The organism is Trichococcus collinsii, assembly GCF_900107505.1.
GTDB lineage: Bacteria > Bacillota > Bacilli > Lactobacillales > Aerococcaceae > Trichococcus > Trichococcus collinsii.
Window position 1 is genome coordinate 550992 of sequence record NZ_FNQH01000001.1, and the last position, 19640, is coordinate 570631.

Genomic DNA, 19640 nt, shown 5'->3' on the forward strand with positions numbered 1-19640 from the left:
GCTGCTTATTTCTTTATAATGACAAGGCAGAATAATGAATGGATAGGTGAAAAATGACGAAACATTTAAAGAACATGTTATTGGTCATCGTGGCGGTAATCATAACCGCTATCGGAGCAAGCATAACAGTAAAAGCCAATGTCGGCGTGGGTGCCTACGAAGCCCTTAACATGAGCATCAATCAACTTTCCGGCATCAAAATCGGAACGCTGGCGATTATACTGAATATCATATGTGTAGTGATCCAATGGCTTTTGATGAAAAAAGAGTTTTCGTTGAGACAATTATTTCAGATTCCGGTCACATTGATCCTCGGCCAAGTGATGAACCTGATGCTTTATACGGTATTTTCCAGCATGACGATCGACCAGTATTGGGTGAAAATCGCGATGGTCATTTTAGGGGGCATTATAGCAGCAATCGGCGTCGGATCAATGATGGCCTTGAATTACATCAATATGCCTTTGGAGGGCGCTTGTATGGCCTTCAGTAACCGCTTTGGCTTCAACTTTGGGAAAGTGCGCCAAATAATTGATATTTTGTTTATCGCATCTGCTTTGCTCATCGCAGTTTCTACCGATACCCCTATTACGGTGCGCGAAGGGACCATCATCAGCATGCTTTTCTTCCCGTCAAGCATGAATTTCGTTTATGAAAAACTCAAAGCATCGGCAGCTGCACAAGAACTGTCCATCGATTTGGACTGATTATTCTCGCTCGGAATCACTATATATGGTTTGTTTTTTGCAAAATAATACTGTATGATGTATCCATAAGCTTTATTCGAAAAAATTCTTATCGGATAACCAATGGAGGAAACTATTATGTCTAACAAGAGTGTCACAGTATATACAAAACCGAATTGCATGCAGTGCAATTTTACAAAGAAATTTTTGGATGATAATAGCATCCGTTATGAAATCAAAGACATTCAAGAGTCAGAAGTGGCCTTGGCGGAAGTCAAAGAATTGGGTTTCCAATCTTTGCCGGTAGTCGTCTTTGATGGCGTTGAGCCATTTTTCGGCTTTAGACCTGATTTGCTTGAACAGTTGATCACAGCCTAGTCGCGCAACATCTGACAGCATCAGATTTCCCTTTAGGAGAAGTCTGATGCTGTTTTTTTTCAGCCAAATATTGTGAATCGTGATAAGATAGAGGGAAGAATCAACAATTTTTGCGACTGGAAAGGGGACTAAATGAAATGAATAAATCGTTATATCATACAGAAGTTATCAATAGTGACGGATTGAACGGGACTGCCTCTGTTTCGGATGGAGAATCCCTGCAAACATCAGATCCGCTTAAGGATTTGGCCGGTTTCAATCCGGAACAACTATTCGGCTTATCATGGTCGACTTGCTTGAACGCCACAATAGAAGCATTGCTTAAAGCGAGGGGAGCCAAGGCGCGGAGCAAAGCGGAAGTCCATGTCGATTTCTGCAGGGAAGAAGACGGAAAAGGATTTTATTTCGATCTCAAAGCTTTTATTTCGGTCGAAGGCATGGAGTTGGCAGATGTTGAAAAACTTGCGCAATCAGCCCACAAACGTTGTCCTGTTTCAAAAATCATCGGTGACTATAATCATGTCACGTTGGAAGTTGTCCCGTACGCGGAATAACGACCTTTGAGTTCGTTGCTTCTCTTGACAGCTAAACCGTATCAGTTTGCTTCACTCTGTTTTGTGATAAAATAGTGAAAAGCAGAAAAGGTGGCGTAGCGTATGTTAAAAGATTTCGATTTTGACAAAAAAGACACGACATTATCCGGCACAAAAAGGTCCGAACTCGGCAGTGAATTGGCCGCTTTGCAAAGAAAGCTTGTCAACAGCGATTCATCCATGCTTATCATCGTCGATGGTTGGGAATCTTCAGGCAAAGGGCATATATTGAAGGATCTGACGAGGGAATTGGACCCGCGTTATTTCGAAGTAAGTGTCTTCGATGATGCGTTGGATGATTATGCAGAACGTCCGTTTTTGTGGCGCTTCGCAAGGGATTTGCCCGGTAAAGGCCGAATCGCCTTTTTTGACCGCAGTTTCTATTCGGAACTGATGAATGATCTGAAGGTGAAAGATGAACGCTTGGAACATCATCTCGGCTATATCAGTTTTCTGGAGCGGATGCTGATTGCCGATAACACAATCGTCCTAAAACTGTTTTTGCACCACTCGGAAAACACCATGGAACAACGGATTGAGAAACTTAAAAACGATCCGTACAGAGAGTTCCTCATCACGAAAGACGATGAAAAACAACTCAAAAAATACAATAAATATTTGAAACACTTCGACAAAATATTGGGAATGACCAATTTTGAGTCATCTCCGTGGCACGTGATCTCATCAGAGGACTTAAAGAATGCTTCCCGAGAAGCGATTAGCATCGCGAGCAGAACTTTGAAGAGCCACCTTGAACAAACTGAAAAGAAACCACCGGTCCCGATCCGTTCCGTCCTTAAGGAAAAGCCGTTGGCTAAAATCGATTTGAAAGCTACTATAACGGAAGAAGAGTACGAGGCGCAGCTGGCGAAACTGCAGGAAGAAGCGGGTGAATTGGTCTATGAAATGTGGCTGAAAAAGATCCCGTGTGTCCTTGTGTTCGAAGGGACGGATGCAGCAGGCAAGGGTGGAGCCATCAGCCGCTTGACAAGGTTGATTGATCCCCGAAGTTATGATGTCGCTACGACAGCAGCACCCACGGAAAACGAGAGCCGCTTTAATTATCTACGGCGCTTCTATCAGACTTTCCCGGTGAAAGGAAAGATGACCATCTATGACAGAAGCTGGTACGGCCGCGTATTGGTGGAACGGGTTGAAGGATTCACGCCAGAACATCGCTGGGCTGCAGCCTACGATGAAATCAATGAAATGGAACACAACTTGGTCCACGATGGTTTACTAATCATCAAATTCCTGATCGTGATAGATAAAGAAGAGCAAAAACAACGCTTTCAAGACCGTGAAAATGATCCGGAGAAGAATTACAAACTGACCGATGAAGATTGGCGGAACCACGAAAAATTCGAGCAATATGAAGAAGCGATGAACGAAATGGTCGCTCGGACGGATACGAAAGATGCTCCGTGGATCATTGTCGAAGGAACCCAAAAAGAATATGCCCGGATCAAAGTGTTGAAAGAATTCATCGGCCGGGCAAAAGCCTTCATTGATAGCCACGAGGGCAATAAGCAAGGAAAAGAAAATAGTCGAATGTAAGCGGGGCGTATAATTTGTTAACAAACAAGAAAGTAACCATCTATGTAACGGGCGGCATTGCAGTCTACAAAGTAGCTGATCTCGTCAGAAAATTTATTAAAGCTGGTGCAGAAGTTAAAGTCGCGATGACTGCTTCCGCACAGGAATTCGTCACGCCGTTGACATTCCAGGTATTAAGCAAGCACGATGTCTACACAGACACCTTCGATGAAAAAGATGCGCAGTTCGTCAGCCATATCCATTTGGCTGACTGGACCGAACTTGCCGTCGTAGTGCCGGCAACAGCAAATATCATCGCCAAGATGGCGAACGGCATTGCCGATGATTTTGTGTCCACCACGCTATTGGCGACAACAGCTCCACGTCTGATTGTGCCTGCCATGAACCAGCACATGCTGGAAAATCCGGCAACCGTAAGGAATATGGAAGCTCTAAAAAACTATGGCTACGAAATCATGGAACCTGACACTGGCTTTTTGGCTGAAGGTTATGAAGGCAAAGGTCGCATGCCTGAACCGGATAAAATTGTTGATGCAGCGCAATTGGTCGTTTTAAATAATGCCAAAGAACTGCCTTTAAAAGGCAAAAAGGTACTTATCACAGCAGGCGGAACGAAGGAGCGCATAGACCCAGTCAGATTCATAACCAATGATTCTTCCGGCAAAATGGGCTACAGTTTGGCGAAAGCCGCCCGTGACTTAGGGGCTGATGTGACGTTGGTCACCGCAACGAATTTGTTGCCGATTCCTTTTGGGGTTGAAGCAATATCCGTGCAATCATCCAAAGAAATGGCAGCGGCCGTTTTAGATAAATTTCACAATATTGATATGGTTATCATGGCAGCTGCTGTATCTGATTATAGACCCAAATCGCAAGCGACAGCCAAAATCAAGAAAACGAACGAGGATTTGACTCTGGTTTTGGAGAAAACGACGGATATCTTGGCTGAACTGGGAAAAAGAAAAATAGGTCAATTTTTGATTGGTTTTGCGGCTGAAACGCATGAAGTCGAACATTATGCGCTGGATAAGCTGAAACGCAAAAACGCTGATATGATCGTAGCAAATGACGTTTCAAAAGAATATGCAGGATTCAATAAAGATACAAATGAAGTGATCATTTACCAAGCGAATAAAGAACCGATCCAAATTTCGGTGAGATCAAAAGATTTGATTGCTGAAGAAATTTTGTATGCAGCCATCGAATCGATGCATAACAAAGTTGATTCAAACTAAGTCGTAAAAAATGAAAAATCAACATAATATAGCAAAATTGCGATCGTATGAAATGATTCGCAATTTTGCTATTTTTATATAGTGCAAACAAGCTTCATTGGATTATCAAGGCTCTGTATAACTTTTATATTTAACTTCGTATAATATATATTATGTAAACTAGAATATAGGATTTTCCTGGATACGACCTGATGCGGCCTGAATCCCCCATTTTTCAGGTTTTTGCAGGTCCAAAATCGCCTCAAGGTATCTATTGATAATTATTAGCAACAAAGGCATTATTTTTCATATTCATCCGTTGGATTCGTTGCTTCAGGGTTAATCACGTCATAAATGCTGGCAATCCAACAAAATAATTAGTTGGACGGTCAGCCATTACAAGCATTTATGGATTAGATAGACATGGATGGACATAATCAGGTCGCTGCAAATAATTATTGCTGAAGGGCCAGCGGATCGAAGGAATCTTAAGGTACAGGAAGGTTTGCATTGGTATTTGGGCCATTTGGCTTGAATGATGGAACTTCCATATAACGGGTCTTAGTATGGGTCTGAAATACAGATCGGCTTATCTGAGCTATAGGAACGGGATAAAATCTCGGCCGAATCACAGATAAGCCTGATCAAGCATCTTAGTTGTCAGTCGAAATACGCAAAAAGCTTTTCTTTGACTTCCTCAAGAAATTCCAAATCTGAAGCAACGGGATTTTCGATTTCCAGTAAAGTAAGATAATCATCCGTATCCACGCTGTTGACGACCAGTTCAGCAAAAGAACCATGGGAAAATTTGTTCATACGAATGTCGAGCCCAGCTTCCAGATAAGCACGGTTACAACCTGAACAGGACTGAACCTTTCTGATCAGATCATCATAATTCACATTTTTTCTTTGCTCTGTAACGATTTCTTCCATGAAGGTCAGGATATCTTGTTCCGTTTGACTCTTGTATTCCGGAGCCACCCTTTCTTTCAGAACAAGCAAAAACTGCTCCAATTTCAATCTGTTGACTGTTACGTTTTTCATAGTACCATTCACTCCTCGCTCCAGACGGGTTGCCATTGTCGTTTACACCTATATATTACCACCATGGGGGCTGATTGGACGAATGATAGCGTTTGGAGGAAAGACAACAAAAAAGCGGATGCGTCCTTTCCTTCTGTCAGAAAATGGATGCATTCGCTTCTGTTTTTATTTTCAGCTTCTTACAGGCACAGCCTGCAGCATTTGGTACAATTCTGATGGAGATGGCACATCGCTTATGTTTGCTGAGTAGTGGCCCAAAACAACTTGCCCTTTTCTGTCGATGACGATTGTCGCTTGCAGTTGCAGTTCATTCCCCTCAAAACGTTGACATTCGATCCCATAGTATTCGAATTCCAGCAGTTTTTCTTCGGAAACGCCGTAAACAAGATTGCGCATCGAATCCGATGAAGGGATATCGAAGTGTTCATACAAGGATTGCTCAGGGTCCGCTATGACGGTATATGGGATTTTCATTTTTGCTGTTCTTTCGGAAACAGCGGCTTCTGCCCCTTGGATCACCACCATGATCTCGATACCCTGGTCTTTGAGGAATTGATAGGCATCACGGTATTTCAGCATATCCAACTGACTCATGCCGCAGCCTAGATGTCTCAGGAAAATCACCGCAGTGAAATCGCGTTTCAGCTGAGATCGGAAACTTTCACAATTCCCATTCTTCGTCAAAAATAAAAAATCGTCTATTTCTGTTCCTTCGGTCAACTTCACTTGGCCCACCCCTTCCACATTTTCCAGCAACATATGTTTCTGCTGCAGTTTGCCGTGCCATTCAATCAATTTGTTGATTCCATGTAAGAATATCTTACCGTTTCTTTCTGATTTTGTCGATGATATGGTTACATTATTCGTCAGAAAATCTGACATAAAATTCTCTGACTAATATTTATGTTGTCATATTTGTACAATTGCTATAAATTGACAGCGTTTACATGGTGTGATAGATTAACTTTGATGAGGCAAACAAACGCATGAGGAGGTGCAGAATATGGCAAGAGGCGGCGGTGGCGGATCACGGGGCGGTGGTGGTTCTTTCGGCGGCAGCCGTGGTGGCGGAGGCCGCAGCAGCGGTGGCCGCGGAAGTTCTTTCGGTGGCGGTTCCTTCGGCAGCAGCAAAGGCGGTCGTGGTGGCGGAAGCAAAGGCGGAAGCGGATCTTTTGGGGGCGGCGGGTTTAATATCCCCCGTTCTGGTTCAAGTGGTCCGATTTTCCGGAGCGGCCCCATTATCAGAGGTCCATCTTCAGGTGGGCCCATATTTTCTGGAGGCGGTCCCAGAGGCGCTCCTGGTTGCGGCTTAGGTTGCGGAATGATCGCATTGATCGTAATGATTCTGGCTGTCGTTTTCGGTTTGATTTTCTTATTCAATTCAGGATCTTCATCTTCCGATTCGGGCGGGAACAACGAAATCACCCTTTCTACAGTGGCACGAGAACCCCTTCCGGATGGTTCGGTCACGGAAACGGATTATTACACAGACACAATCGGTTGGATCGGAAACCGCTCTGAATTGACGTCAGGAATGAAGCATTTCTATGAAAAAACCGGTGTGCAGCCCTATCTGTATTTGACGGATGACATCAACGGGTCGACGAATCCTTCGATGGAGGATTTGGAAAGCTTCGCGAACGAAAAGTATGACGAACTTTTTGCGGACGAAGCCCATCTGCTGTTGGTATTCTTTGAATATCAGTCCAGTCTTTACATGGATTATTATGTAGTCGGCACGCAGGCGGCAACTGTCATCGATACCGAAGCCGGCGATGTCTTGCTTGATTACATCGATTCGTACTATTATGATGACAACAAAACGGATGAAGAATTCTTCAGCGATGCATTCCGGGATTCGGCGGATCGCATGATGGAAGTGACGCGTTCCCCGTGGATTGCTGTTCTGATCGTGTTCGGCGGCATCATTCTGCTCGCCCTCCTGTTCTTGTGGTGGCGGCATGCCAAAAAACAGAAGAATCTCGAAGCGAAACAAACGGAAGACATTCTGAAGACGCCGCTGGATACGTTCGGCAACACTGAGGTGGAAGAACTCAAGAAAAAATATGATGCCGATGGCCCGCAGAAAACCGATACCAGCCCTACACCGCAGGTAGAAGACGAAACTCAGGAAGACACGAACCCATAAGGAGGAAACAGAAATGGCAATACTAGAGAGATTCTCGGATATCATCAGTGCGAACATCAATGCTTTGATCGACAAAATGGAAAATCCGGCAAAAATGATCGATCAATACCTGCGCGATATGATGGAAGATTTGGCCGAGGTCAAAAGAAGCACAGCCGGCATCATGGCGGAAGAGACCCGGACCAAGCGTTTAGTTGATGAAAACCAGGCAGAAGTCATCAAATACACAGATTATGCCAAAAAAGCCTTGGAAGCCGGCAATGAGAACGATGCCCGCATCTTCTTGACCAAAAAGCAGGAATTGGAAAATGTCGGTGCAGGATTGGCTACTTCATACGCATCGGCTCATGAAAATGCCGTCAAGATGCGCCAGATGCATGATAAATTGGCAACCGACATCGAAACGCTCAAATCCCGCCGTGAAATGATCAAATCCAAGATGGCGGTCGCTAAAACCCAGGAAACCCTGAACAAAGCGACGGATTCCATCGCGAGTACAAAAGGTGCCATGAGTTCCTTCGAGCGCATGGAAGAAAAAGCCGACAAAATGTTGGATGAAGCGAATGCGATGTCCGAGCTGAACATGGCACCGATCGACGAAGCGAAGGCTCTGGAGGAAAAATACGCCAGTCAAGGTTCGGCATCTGTCGAAGATGAGCTTGAGCAGTTGAAAAAAGATATGGGCTTGTAAAATTGTTCGATACTTACAAAAAGTGCACCCTACCGTTTTGGAAAGGTGCACTTTTTGCTGATTTTACGGAAACGCATTTTGAGGCGATTTCAATTGGGAATGCGCACCCACCATCACGAAACTCTCTCAAAATGCGTTATTTTTTTATTGTGGTTAAAATCCGAAATCGACCCGTTTGTATACGTTGTTGATGTTCTCTTGGGTGATGTCGATATAGCGGAGTGTGACCGCCTGCGAAGAATGCTGAAAGATTGTCTGGAGCAAAGAAATGTCGACGCCTTGCTTGTAGGAATGATAGCCGAAACTTTTCCGCAGCGAGTGGGCGCTCAAAGTGATGCCAATCATATCCCCGGCATGCGCAATGATGCGGTGTGCTTGCGTGCGTTTGATATGACTGTTCTTATTGGCGTTGGAATAGAACAAATAATCAGTTGCAGCAAGCCCCTCCCGTTCCACATAATCCAAAATGGATTGCTTCAAGCGGTCATGGATGGCCAGTTCCTTCTTCTTGCCTGTTTTCATCTCCACAATCTGATACGAGTCTTTCCCCAGCACTTGCCCTACCTTCACGTTCAGAATGTCGCTGATGCGCAACCCGGTGCGGATGGCATACTCCAGCAGCAGGCGATTTTTCGAATATGGCGGATAAACGTCCATCAATGTTTGGATTTGGCTGATGTCTTTGATTGCATGGGTGGTATTCACTGAAATGTCCTCTTGTTTCCTCTATTTTATGCCCTCCGATATCCAGGGTTTTTCAGTTGATTTCGATAAAAAAAGCATACCATTTCGGCATTGATAAATCAACGTTTTATAAGGAACACAATTATACATGTGTTCCCTCATTTAGCATGCAAAACCATAATTAGGACAGCTGCAGAAACGGCTTTTCAGGCGATTTCGGGCATGAATGCGGACAACTGTGCGCGAAACGGCACAACAAGTTGTTTTTGGGGAATGCTTTGACTTTGCGTCGCGGAAGCTTCATAATTAATTAAAGAAATCATAATACATTTCGTAGGTTATCTTTGATACAATGCAAACATGCTACGAAAGAAAGAAGGTTAAACCATGAAACTGAAAAAAATGATGACAGTAGGCCTGGCTTCATTGACCTTGTTGGGAATTACTGCTCCGGCAGCGTTCGCCGATAAAATCGCAATCGAACCGATCTTCACTTACGGCGAAAGCCTGAATGCAGCCCAACTGGAGGAAACCAGAGAAACGCTGGGAGTAGCCGAGGGAACGAATGAATTAGTCGTGGCCGTCAATGAACTGAACGGCTTGCTGCAGGATGATTATCCTTATAGCCAAGTCTATTCGAGCACGTACATCACGCCTGCCGACAGCGATGGTGCTGTTTCGGTGGAAATCCTGACTCCTGAAACCATCACTGCGATCACTGAGGCGCAATACAAGAATGCAGCCATCACAGCCGGCGCAGTGGATGTGGACATCAAGGTAGCGTCCGCCGTAAAAGTTGACGGATCCGGCGCATTGGCCGGTGTCTACAAAGCTTTTGCTGATTCTGGAAACACACTGGATGCAGCAGCTGTGGAAGTCGCCCAGGAAGAATTGGCTGTCACTTCTGCAGTAACCGAGGAAAACCAAGCCGACAGCGGCTATTCGGATGAATTGATGAACGCTGCGATCGTGGAAATGAAACAGGATATCCAAGAAGCCAAGGATGCGAACAACGGTAACATAAGCGCTGACGACATCCGTCAAATAGTTGAGGATGTGCTGAAGAACTATAATCTCGACAACATCCTTTCCCAAGACAACATCACGAACATCCAAAACCTGATGATCAATTTCGGCGACATCAATCTTACTGCGGCGCAGAAAGAACAGATTGCCGCTTTCGGTGAAGAACTGCAGGCAACCGGCGGAGAATTGTTCGAACAGGCAAAAACGGCATGGAGCAATGTCAATCAGGAACAACTGAAGGAAGACAGCATGGGAATCTGGGAATCCATCGTCCAATTCTTTACCAACCTTTTCGGAGGGAACGACAGCACAACGACTGAAACCGAATAACTGAAGCTTTACCAGTTGCATAATATAAAGAAGCCTCCCTTTCTGAATACGTCGAAAGGAAGGCTTCTTGCTATTTAGGGATTCAATTTGAATCATTCATGGTAATTCCCTATCATCTTCATAAAAAAATAAAATTTGCATGTTATCCTCTTTAAGAGTACTGATGCATTTATCGAAAGGAGGTATAGTATGATGGACCTTCCCTTATTGATCGTCCTCTTTATCGCGGTGGCCTATTTCACCTTTTCCAGCCGAGGCATGCTTGCGTATACGTTCGGCATTTATCTGGACCTCCCCAACGTCATCATCCACGAATGCGGCCATGCTCTGACTGCGCGCTTGTGGGGCGGAAGCATCCAGTCGATAAAATTCAATATCCTTCCCTCAATCGTCAAAAGCGGCGGCATCCTCGGTTTGGCCGAAATTGGATACCGCAGTGGATTGGGGATGTTTTTTAGCCTGTTGGGCGGTTACGTGTCGCAGGCATTGTTCTTCATTGTAGTGTCCTATCTCTATTTACAGGGATTGTTGCTGTGGATCATTCCGCTTTTCTTGGGAATTTATTTGCTAACGAATTTGCTGGCTAAAGAAAAGAGCTTTTGGCAGAATCTGATTATCCTGATTGTGATTGGGGCTTCCATTATGCTTTACCGTAACAACTACAACTTCCTGTTGCGGATTTATCAGTCAGTTGACGTCATCACAATCGGTTTCGTCGTCTGGTATATGCTTGGTTTGGCCCATCAATTTTTCATTGTTTTGCTTTTGAAAAATGGCAACCATTGGGACGGAACAGCCTTGGCTACAAAAACATATATCCCTACCATCATCTGGAAAGTTCTCTTTCTCATTGCCATGGGAGGAGCTTATTTCGCTCCTTTTTGGATGCAACTATTGTAAATTTGAAATTTGACAATCAAAAAAAAGCTGACGAACCGCCTGCACAAGGGCGGTTCGTCAGCTTTTTAGTTGGTTTTATTGTTCGGCCAGATGCGCTTCAATTTTAGCAATGTCGATCCAATCTTTTTCTCTGCCTAGCTGTCTCTTCATCACGATGACTGACTCCAGGCTCGCGACCGGAACCCCTTCGATCATGATGATATCCCCAACGTGCCAATCCTCGAAAATTTCCACATCATCACTGTAGATCACTTTGCGGGCAAATGCGCCCTGTTTGATCGGGTATCCTTGAACCACTAAAGTATGGAACGCTTCCTTTATGCAGCTGATGTCGATATCTTTTGTTTCCTCTTTTATGCCATGCATAACCAGTGCTGTTCCGGTGATGACGCAATAGTCTCCCGGCTTCAATGGAAGCGCCGATACGCTTTCCTTGATCGCTTCTTTTCGGAACATGTATTTCACCCCTCGTTTGTTCATCCAGGGAACATTATATCATGCAGTCAGATCAATTTATTAAAGCGAAGCAAAAAAAACAGGGGCCACCGAACAGTTTATGTGCTCGTTGACCCCTCTTTTTTGATTCCGTTTATTTCACGTCTTTGAAAAGACCGGTGAAGTCGAACGTTGCAAAGTAATCCGCTGGTGTTTCCGCGCGACGGATCATTTCCGTGCCGCCGTCTTCCTTCAACAAGATTTCAGCCGAACGCAATTTTCCGTTGTAATTGTAACCCATCGAGAAGCCGTGCGCTCCTGTGTCATGGATCACGACCAAGTCGCCGATGTCGATTTTAGGCAACATGCGGTTGATGGCGAATTTGTCGTTATTTTCGCACAATCCGCCAGTCACATCATACATGTGATCCGCTGGTTGATCTTCTTTGCCCATCACGGTGATGTGGTGATAAGCCCCATACATCGCTGGACGCAACAAATTGACTGCGCTGGCATCCAGACCGATGTAATCTTTGTAGATGTGCTTTTCGTGGATGGCCGTCGCCACCAAACAACCGTATGGCCCAAGCATGAATCTGCCCAGTTCCGTATAGATCGCAACATCTCCAAGGCCGGCTGGTACCAAGATCTCTTCGAACGCCTTGCGGACACCTTCGCCGATTTTCGCTACATCCGCAGCTTTTTGTTCCGGCAGGTAAGGGATGCCGATTCCGCCTGAAAGGTTGATGAAAGTGATATCCGCGCCTGTTTCTTCCTTCAGTTCAACGGCAGTCTGGAACAGGATGCCTGCAAGGATCGGATAGTACTCATCTGCTACGTTATTGCTGGCCAGGAACGAATGCAGGCCAAAGTGTTTCACGCCTTTTGCCATCAACTTTTTGAAGCCTTCCGTCAATTGCGGACGAGTGAAGCCGTATTTTGCGTCTTCGGGTTTGTCCATGATTTCATTATTGATCGTGAACTCGCCGCCTGGATTGAATCGGCAGCTGACCGTTTCCGGCAATCCGGCTGCTTCTTCCAGGAAATCGATGTGGGTAATGTCATCCAAATTGATGGTCGCATTCAGTTTGCGGGCGAATTGGAAGTCTTCCTTAGGCGTCACGTTCGAAGAGAACATGATTTCATCGCCTTTGAATCCGAGCGCATCGGCCATCATCAACTCTGTGTAGGTAGAACAGTCCACGCCGCAACCTTCCTCCTTCAGAATCTGCAAAATGGCCGGTGTCGGTGTTGCCTTCACAGCGAAGTACTCTTTGAAGCCTTTGTTCCAGGAGAAAGCCGCATTTAATTTGCGCGCATTCTCACGGATACCTTTTTCATCATATAAATGGAAGGGAGTCGGATACTGTTGCACGATTTCTTCCAATTGCTCTTTATCAACAAATACTTTTTTTGTCATTTCGCTTCAAATCCTCTCATCATTTCGACTACTTTGATTTCGTTCTGCAACGATTCTTTCAATAAATCAACTACATTTTTCTTCCCGGAATACAGGCAAGTGGAAAACTCACCCTCATCGATATCACCAGTCAGAACGGTCGTGGAATCCACGATGATCCGTACTTGCTTCTTCGGCTTCTCCAAAACATGGACAGTCATGCCTTCCTGAGGGAACGGCGTATCTGTTATGACAACCATTTTTATGCCGCGCTGATGCGCAGCCTGCATTTCCGTCAAAAGTTCCGGCAGGATATTCCCGGACACGGACAAGTAGACGCGAGACTTCGATTCTGAAATCATATTTCGCATTTTGTCCATTATGCGGTGTTCGCCTGTGATGGTTATGTACCCCTCCGCATCTTCTCTTCTTTGGGGGATATTCTTGATCAATTCCTGCTTGGATTCCTGAAGGGATCGAATTTTGTTCCCGCAGAATTCCTCCACAGGCACCGGGGTATAACGGGTCGTCTCCCCTTCGATGATGAAGGCCGCTCCTTTTTCAACCAACGAAGCCAATGATGCATAGGCGTTCGAGCGCGAAATACCGGTTATTTTTGATACTTCATAACCGTTCAGGTCCCCGTCCGAAAGCAAGGTCAGGTAGATGGTCGCTTCATGCCTGGTCAGATTAAATCGCGTCAACAATTCTGTGTTATCCACTGAATAAATCCTCCCATTTCGGTGCGTGTTCTGCTTTTTTGTCAGTAGTATTACTGCATAGGAACACTATATACTATTTCCGTTTTATTGTCTATTTCTAATGCTTTTTTCATGAAATATTTTTTTGGGGATTTATCTATTGGGAACATACCGCTCTTTAGACATGGTGATGGCTATAATGCTCCACCAAGTCTCCTAGCATATCGGTTGCGATGTCGTTCTGGCCCCCACGCGGCACGATGATATCGGCTTGGACTTTGGATGGCTCGATGAAGGCATCATGCATCGGTTTGACGGTCGTCAGATAGCGGGCTATCGTACTCTCGTATGTGCTGTTGCGCTCCCGGATATCCCTTTCGATTCTTCTGATCAGACGGATGTCCGGTTCCGCATCCACAAATATTTTGATGTCGATCATGGACACTAATTTGGGTATGGCCAAAATCAGGATGCCTTCCAATATGACTACGGGCTTCGACTCGATCGGGGTCGTCTTTTTCGAACGCGCTTGCAGACCGAAATCGTAGATTGGCGCCTCGATGTCTTGTCCGGAACGGAGTTTTGCCAAATCAGCTATCAGCAGTTCGTTATCGAAGGCGTTTGGGTGATCGAGATTCAGGTTTTCGCGCTCAATTGCGCTCAGATGCGATTGATCCTTGTAGTACCAATCCTGCGATAAATAGACGACATTGACCTTGCCCAGTCTTTTCGCGATTGTTTTTGCTACAGTTGTTTTGCCGGCTCCCGATCCTCCGGTAATCCCGATGATAATCATCTTTATCGTCCCCTGTCATAAGATGGTTGTGTTCCTTCTACATCCATTATAAGCTTTCACCGGGCCATAGGCGAACGCGAATGGCCAAAAAAAGAAACAAGAATCTGCTTCTGCAGCAGGCTCTTGTTTCCTTACATTGTATTCAAATCAAGAATAATGATTTCAGGACCGTTATGAACACAACCAAACTGAACATCGAAAAGATGGTGGTGAAAACGACAATTTGACTCGCTAAGTCCGGATCTCCGCCCATCTGTTGCGCCATCGTATAGCTGGATACGGCCGTTGGACCGCCCAGCATCGTCATCATCGGCACCAAATTTTCTCTAGTCAATCCGTAGAGGACAGCCAGCGTCAGACCGATTATCGGGATCAAAACCAACTTGAAGAATACAGTCATTGCCAGTTGGATCCGAGCATTATTCAAGGCGTCAAAGCGGAAAGTGCCGCCCATGACAATCAATGCCAAGGGTGTGACCAGCCCTTTGATGCCGCTCAGCGTATCGTCGAGGAACAGAGGGAATTTCAATCCGGAAAGGCTGATCAGGATCCCTACTATCGTACCGATGAACATCGGATTTTTCAGGATATCCAAGAGGATGCGACCGGGTTGGATTTTATGATCCGAATAGATGGAAAGTGCCACGACGGACAGGACATTATTCAGAGGAACGATGACCGCAATCAATATCGATGTCATCCCCAATTGGCTTTCGGACAACAGCGAAGTAGCGATAGGCAACCCGAACAGGACAAAATTGGAACGGAATGTCCCTTGCAGCATCACCCCGCGTTTGGCATTGTCCTTTTCAATCCGCGGAATGAATAAAGCAAAAAGCAAGAAGAAACTTAAAGTAAGTCCGACAGCGAAAAAGAGCACATCGACTCTGAAGGTGCTTCTGACATCCGCTTCGTAAACGTTCATAAGGAGATTGATCGGCAAAAAGAACCGAAAAATGGCATTATTCAATTTTTGATATGTTGTGCCGTCCAACAGTTTGGCCCGCAATAATCCCTGCCCGATCAACATGTACAACAATAACGGCATTACTGCATTCACTGCAATGGAAAAATTCCCCAACTGATTCTCTCCTTTCCTAGTATTAAATTGATGCTGATTCTTATTTTTGAATAAGTGAAGACTGATTCAAGCAACAGTATCAGTTTACCATACACAGTTGGAGAAGGTACACTGATACTATTGCTTGCCTTTGTGGGGAGAATATGGGTTTACTCGGTCTGTTTACCCTCAATAATTCCGATAAAAAAGCCATGTGTTAATCTTTGCTAGCACCCTTAAAAAAGGGTTATACTTGAGGAAAGTAAAGAACAGGGGTGGTCAAGATGATTTATGAATTCAGGATTGCTGTCCGCGACATCGGCGTACCAATTTGGAGGGATATCCAGGTGAACAGCGATGAGACTTTCTACGACTTCAACAGCATCATCCAAGCGGCATTCAGTTGGAGCGGGTTTTTCGAACACCGTTTTGAAATCACGCGCTCCGGCGGCACAGACCTCCTTCCCATCATCATAGAGGAGACACCTTTGGACACCTTGGAAGATTATACGGACGAGAGCGACCCCAGGGAATATTCCAATGAGGAACGTGAAGATGTGGATGAAATCGAAGAAAATGATTACGATTATTACGATGAAAACGACAGCGCGGAAAATGAGGACCAGACGCTACAAAAATTTTTCACCGAAATCGATGATGCGGCGACCTACATCTATTTCACGGATGCCGTCATAGAAGTGGATATCCAACTCACGGAGATGGTTGTTCCACAAGAAGATTGCCGTTATCCGATTTGTGTAGCCGCGGAAAACGCCAGTCCGGACGAAATGGAAGACCGCACCACAATTCTTCAGAATCGGGATAAACTAAAATTGACGAATACACAAGAGTTGATCAGTTTGATTAACTTCGCGTTATCTCAACTGGGTGACTCAGATATTTTCGACACGGAATATGAAGATTTTGGGTCAGAATATGCGATCGATACTAGCTGGGATGATGTGCTGCCTGATGAGACGGAAGATTCGCCGCCCAATTATTGAAGGTTCAAAAAAATACAGCAGACCACCCGAAAAAGTGGTCTGCTGTTTCTGTGCCAATTTATATTTTATGCGCGCTTAATTTCAAACAATATATTTTCCCGGTCATACTTTCTTAACAAAATAATCGTCATTCCGAAACAAATGCATCATAAATCTGTGTTATGATGTCCATTGAATGCTCCTGAACAACAAAAGTAGTTTTGTTGCAACGGTTGTTCTGAGCAAATAGACATGCAAGGGGGATTAGGTATGACCTACCCGATCATCATCGTTTTTCTTCTTGTCCTGACGTTTATCCATATCATGAAAAAACGCAACGGCAAGGAATCCAGATTTCCATTCACATCAGTGTTTCTCGGCGTGCTCTTCGGATATCTGCAGCAAGCCACTGCTATCGGCAGCATCATCGGCTTTCCGGATCTAGGACTTTACCTTTCGCTCGTATTTTTAAGCTTAGCCACTCTCCAGACCTTGGTTGGGAAAAGCAAGCAGAAACGCGAAGCGAATGCCCGATTCCGCAGCGGCGTATCCGGCTTGATCCTGGGGACCGGTTTTGTCTATCTGCACACCCAAACGGCCGCTGATCAACTGATAGCTGCCAGAACGGGCATTTCCAATTTGACGCTCTATTTGGCAATTGGTTGCTACGCCCTGGCTGCCTTGTCCTTTTCAGCCAATCTGAACAAACTCATGAAGAAGCAAGGCACACATTTTAAAAATGGTGTGCTCGGCGCACTGTTCGGCACATTGTTTCTTTTTCTGGATACGCAAACGATGGCCGGCGCCTTATTGGCGAACACCACTGGGCAGAACAGCCTGCTTTTGTATGCCGCACTCGTCAGTTATGCGATTGCCGTCTTCAGCATTCTTATGGAGGGCAACAAACGCTTGAAAGTGACCAGCGGCAATACCAAACGGGCGATCCTGTGTGCAGGTTTGGGGGCACTATTTAGATACATCCATCTCCGGACAACGCTGGATGACCTATTGGGTGTTTCCGGATGGATGGGCACCCTTTCGTTCGGTCTCTTCATCGCAGCCGCAGTCTTTCTGGCGCTGGACCTGTTCAAATCCGGCAAGTTCAAAGCCAAGAAGCGCTCTGCTGTAAAGTCGACCAAACAAACGAAACCTGTTTTTACAACCGAACAGAAGGCAGTCGAAAATCCGGAAGCAAACGGTCTCTCACGGTCTGAATATAGACGCAAACAAAACATGTAAACCCGGAACATCACTGCCAAAACAGCAAAAGTAGCGGCCTCTCATCATATGAGAGATCGCTGCTTTTTTAGTCCTCATCCTTGATGTCAGGGTCTTCCGGCAAAGGCGTATTCAGGTATGCCACCAGTTCTTGTTTGTACTTTTCCCTTTGTTCGATGAAAAGATTGAATTGATTGCGATTCAGGAGTAGTTCATCATCCACGCTGATTGTGCGGATTTGACGCTCGCGGATCAAACGATAGATTTCGTTGACCGGCACTTCCAGATAGTCAGCCGTTTCTTGAATATTCAAATACATAATAACACCTTCCACAAAGCCCATTTCGTTAAGTTTACACTAAGTTCAGCATTTTTGGGGAAATTTTCTTTTCTATAATCGCCGGCAGCCTTATCAGACACTTCTTACAGGAGGGCCTTTCAGCGCAGACGATTGATGTCGGGATTGAAATAGTTTTTCCGCTTGACCCAGACCGGACCGTCCCCTTTCGTGATCAGAAGCACATCAATCGGTCCGCCGACTGTTTCCATCGAAAAGGATATTTTCCCTTTGAAGGAAGTAATATTGACCAACGTTTCCGCTATCAGAGCAAGTTCCTCCTTCGGCATCGAATCAATCGTCATCAATACGGGGGTCAAATGCCGTTCCTGCTTCATATTTTCGAAGGCATCCAGACCCGATTCGACCAGCATCGCCTTCAGTTTATTAATTTCCGTAGCATCGCTTTCCTTCAACAGCTTTTTCTCCGTTAGTTCCGAAATGAGTTTTTCCAGAGTGGCTCGGAGCAGTTCCCCGAGGTCGGCCTCCAAATCCGGTGCTATGCCGTTAATGACAGTATGGACCATATCCTGTTGCGCAAATGGGACAATAGCTGAGGAACATCTGTCTTCGGCAAAATCATTCATCACAATCTGCCTGACAACAAGCCGTTTCTTGATCACTTTATCGACGACGCCGGATATATCATATTGATAGATGCTGGGAAAAAGCTCATCGTAGCCGAATCCGCCGATAACCAAGCCGGAGTAAGTGTCGGGATAGTAGCTGTCGCTGTATACGTAATTCCTCACGATCTTGTAAAGATCCGCCTTGAATTTATCGTAGAGGTTCAAGCCCAGGAATACGGTATCGAATAGCTCCTTGAAGACCTCATCCATTTTCTCCCCGTATCGGTCGGAGAAAACTTTTATCGGCGCTTTTTTGGTGATACTTTTCATTTTCTCGCTTTCCTTCAGCAACGCCGGAATCTTTTCTTCGACAGCTTTTTGGTAATCCGCCAGAGTGAATGCGCCGGGTGAAGGGATATAAGTCGTGTTCTCCAAAATGTAGCTGATATTCTCTACATACCCGATTATGAGCACTTCGGTATAGATCGAGGAGTAGATTTCATCCACACTTTCAAGATAATTGAAGAATTCCGTGCAGTAGTTCCAGACTGAATCCAAGGGGCGGGCACCTATTTTTTGATGGAAGCCTTTTACGATAATTTCCCAAGGAATCCCCATAAATTGAACATTCCCGAACATCATGATGCCGATCGAGTGGGTCGGTCCGAGAGAAAAAATTTTATTGCCGGAATTGAAAATTTTCATTTGTTCGCTGTTCCCCATTGTAAGAGCGGAATCAGCCGCCAGGACCAATCCGTTCGCGTTCAATATTCCTACTTCTGCCGTCATGACGCTTCCTCGCTTTCTTTTCAAACCTATTTTCCAAAAGCGTTTTCTTTCCTTCATTATAGCCTTACCGATCCCTTTTCTCAAAACATTAGTAACACCGC

21 protein-coding genes are annotated in these 19640 nt (G+C 45.2%); 11 read left to right on the top strand and 10 right to left on the bottom strand.

Annotated elements, in window-relative coordinates; all coding sequences use genetic code 11:
- The first annotated feature begins 53 nt into the window (after positions 1-53).
- The 5 genes from BLV66_RS02560 (at position 54) to coaBC (ending at position 4449) form a co-directional block, all read left to right on the top strand.
- Complete coding sequence (locus BLV66_RS02560; protein WP_086984876.1) at positions 54-707, top strand: YczE/YyaS/YitT family protein; 654 nt, start codon at positions 54-56, stop codon at positions 705-707.
- Positions 708-824: 117 nt separating this feature from the next.
- A complete protein-coding gene (gene nrdH / locus BLV66_RS02565) occupies positions 825-1064 on the top strand; it encodes a glutaredoxin-like protein NrdH (protein WP_086984874.1) in 240 nt (79 codons plus the stop codon).
- Positions 1065-1201: 137 nt separating this feature from the next.
- Positions 1202-1618 carry an OsmC family protein gene (locus tag BLV66_RS02570; RefSeq protein ID WP_086984872.1) on the top strand — a complete coding sequence of 139 codons (417 nt, stop codon included), beginning with the start codon at positions 1202-1204 and terminating at the stop codon, positions 1616-1618.
- Between the two features lie 102 nt (positions 1619-1720).
- A complete protein-coding gene (locus tag BLV66_RS02575; protein WP_086984870.1) occupies positions 1721-3214 on the top strand; it encodes a hypothetical protein in 1494 nt (497 codons plus the stop codon).
- Between the two features lie 14 nt (positions 3215-3228).
- Entirely contained in the window at positions 3229-4449 is a 1221-nt protein-coding gene (gene coaBC / locus BLV66_RS02580) for a bifunctional phosphopantothenoylcysteine decarboxylase/phosphopantothenate--cysteine ligase CoaBC (protein ID WP_086984868.1), read from the top strand.
- Positions 4450-5088: 639 nt separating this feature from the next.
- Here coaBC and BLV66_RS02585 read toward each other — a convergent pair.
- Positions 5089-5472, bottom strand: coding sequence for a hypothetical protein (locus BLV66_RS02585; RefSeq protein WP_086984866.1), 384 nt, complete (start codon positions 5470-5472; stop codon positions 5089-5091).
- A 171-nt stretch (positions 5473-5643) separates the two neighbouring features.
- Positions 5644-6354, bottom strand: a complete 711-nt coding sequence (locus BLV66_RS02590; protein ID WP_086984863.1) for a redoxin domain-containing protein — start codon at positions 6352-6354, stop codon at positions 5644-5646.
- Positions 6355-6475: 121 nt separating this feature from the next.
- Between BLV66_RS02590 and BLV66_RS15490 the strand changes: the two genes are divergently transcribed.
- Both BLV66_RS15490 and BLV66_RS02605 read left to right on the top strand, forming a co-directional pair.
- Positions 6476-7621 carry a hypothetical protein gene (locus BLV66_RS15490; RefSeq protein ID WP_176974096.1) on the top strand — a complete coding sequence of 382 codons (1146 nt, stop codon included), beginning with the start codon at positions 6476-6478 and terminating at the stop codon, positions 7619-7621.
- 13 nt (positions 7622-7634) lie between these two features.
- Entirely contained in the window at positions 7635-8312 is a 678-nt protein-coding gene (locus BLV66_RS02605) for a PspA/IM30 family protein (RefSeq protein ID WP_086984861.1), read from the top strand.
- A gap of 153 nt (positions 8313-8465) precedes the next feature.
- On the opposite strand, the gene BLV66_RS02610 is transcribed toward BLV66_RS02605, so the two are convergent.
- Positions 8466-9017, bottom strand: coding sequence for a tyrosine-type recombinase/integrase (locus tag BLV66_RS02610; RefSeq protein ID WP_086984859.1), 552 nt, complete (start codon positions 9015-9017; stop codon positions 8466-8468).
- A gap of 366 nt (positions 9018-9383) precedes the next feature.
- Here BLV66_RS02610 and BLV66_RS02615 point away from each other — a divergent pair, with 366 nt between their 5' ends.
- On the top strand, positions 9384-10352 hold the full coding sequence (locus BLV66_RS02615; protein WP_086984857.1) for a DUF1002 domain-containing protein: 969 nt from the start codon (positions 9384-9386) through the stop codon (positions 10350-10352).
- 189 nt (positions 10353-10541) lie between these two features.
- Positions 10542-11252, top strand: a complete 711-nt coding sequence (locus tag BLV66_RS02620) for a M50 family metallopeptidase (RefSeq protein WP_086984855.1) — start codon at positions 10542-10544, stop codon at positions 11250-11252.
- A 75-nt stretch (positions 11253-11327) separates the two neighbouring features.
- Here the strand turns inward: BLV66_RS02620 and BLV66_RS02625 are convergent, their stop codons facing one another.
- The 5 genes from BLV66_RS02625 to BLV66_RS02645 form a co-directional block, all read right to left on the bottom strand.
- Positions 11328-11708, bottom strand: a complete 381-nt coding sequence (locus BLV66_RS02625) for a hypothetical protein (RefSeq protein WP_086984852.1) — start codon at positions 11706-11708, stop codon at positions 11328-11330.
- A 133-nt stretch (positions 11709-11841) separates the two neighbouring features.
- Positions 11842-13107 carry a diaminopimelate decarboxylase gene (locus BLV66_RS02630; RefSeq protein WP_086984850.1) on the bottom strand — a complete coding sequence of 422 codons (1266 nt, stop codon included), beginning with the start codon at positions 13105-13107 and terminating at the stop codon, positions 11842-11844.
- Entirely contained in the window at positions 13104-13808 is a 705-nt protein-coding gene (locus BLV66_RS02635; protein WP_086627910.1) for a TrmB family transcriptional regulator, read from the bottom strand. The genes BLV66_RS02630 and BLV66_RS02635 overlap by 4 nt, the downstream gene beginning before the upstream one ends.
- 157 nt (positions 13809-13965) lie before the next feature.
- Positions 13966-14583 (bottom strand): uridine kinase, encoded by a 618-nt coding sequence (gene udk / locus BLV66_RS02640; protein WP_086984848.1) that lies wholly within the window; start codon positions 14581-14583, stop codon positions 13966-13968.
- 142 nt (positions 14584-14725) lie between these two features.
- A complete protein-coding gene (locus BLV66_RS02645; protein WP_086984846.1) occupies positions 14726-15664 on the bottom strand; it encodes an AEC family transporter in 939 nt (312 codons plus the stop codon).
- Positions 15665-15927: 263 nt separating this feature from the next.
- Between BLV66_RS02645 and BLV66_RS02650 the strand changes: the two genes are divergently transcribed.
- Positions 15928-16647, top strand: coding sequence for an IS1096 element passenger TnpR family protein (locus BLV66_RS02650; protein ID WP_086984844.1), 720 nt, complete (start codon positions 15928-15930; stop codon positions 16645-16647).
- Positions 16648-16896: 249 nt separating this feature from the next.
- Positions 16897-17865 carry a hypothetical protein gene (locus BLV66_RS02655; protein WP_086984842.1) on the top strand — a complete coding sequence of 323 codons (969 nt, stop codon included), beginning with the start codon at positions 16897-16899 and terminating at the stop codon, positions 17863-17865.
- A 67-nt stretch (positions 17866-17932) separates the two neighbouring features.
- Here the strand turns inward: BLV66_RS02655 and BLV66_RS02660 are convergent, their stop codons facing one another.
- Together BLV66_RS02660 and BLV66_RS02665 are read right to left on the bottom strand one after the other, a co-directional pair.
- Entirely contained in the window at positions 17933-18163 is a 231-nt protein-coding gene (locus tag BLV66_RS02660; RefSeq protein WP_086984840.1) for a helix-turn-helix domain-containing protein, read from the bottom strand.
- Between the two features lie 119 nt (positions 18164-18282).
- A complete protein-coding gene (locus BLV66_RS02665; RefSeq protein WP_086984838.1) occupies positions 18283-19539 on the bottom strand; it encodes a hypothetical protein in 1257 nt (418 codons plus the stop codon).
- Positions 19540-19640: the final 101 nt, after the last annotated feature.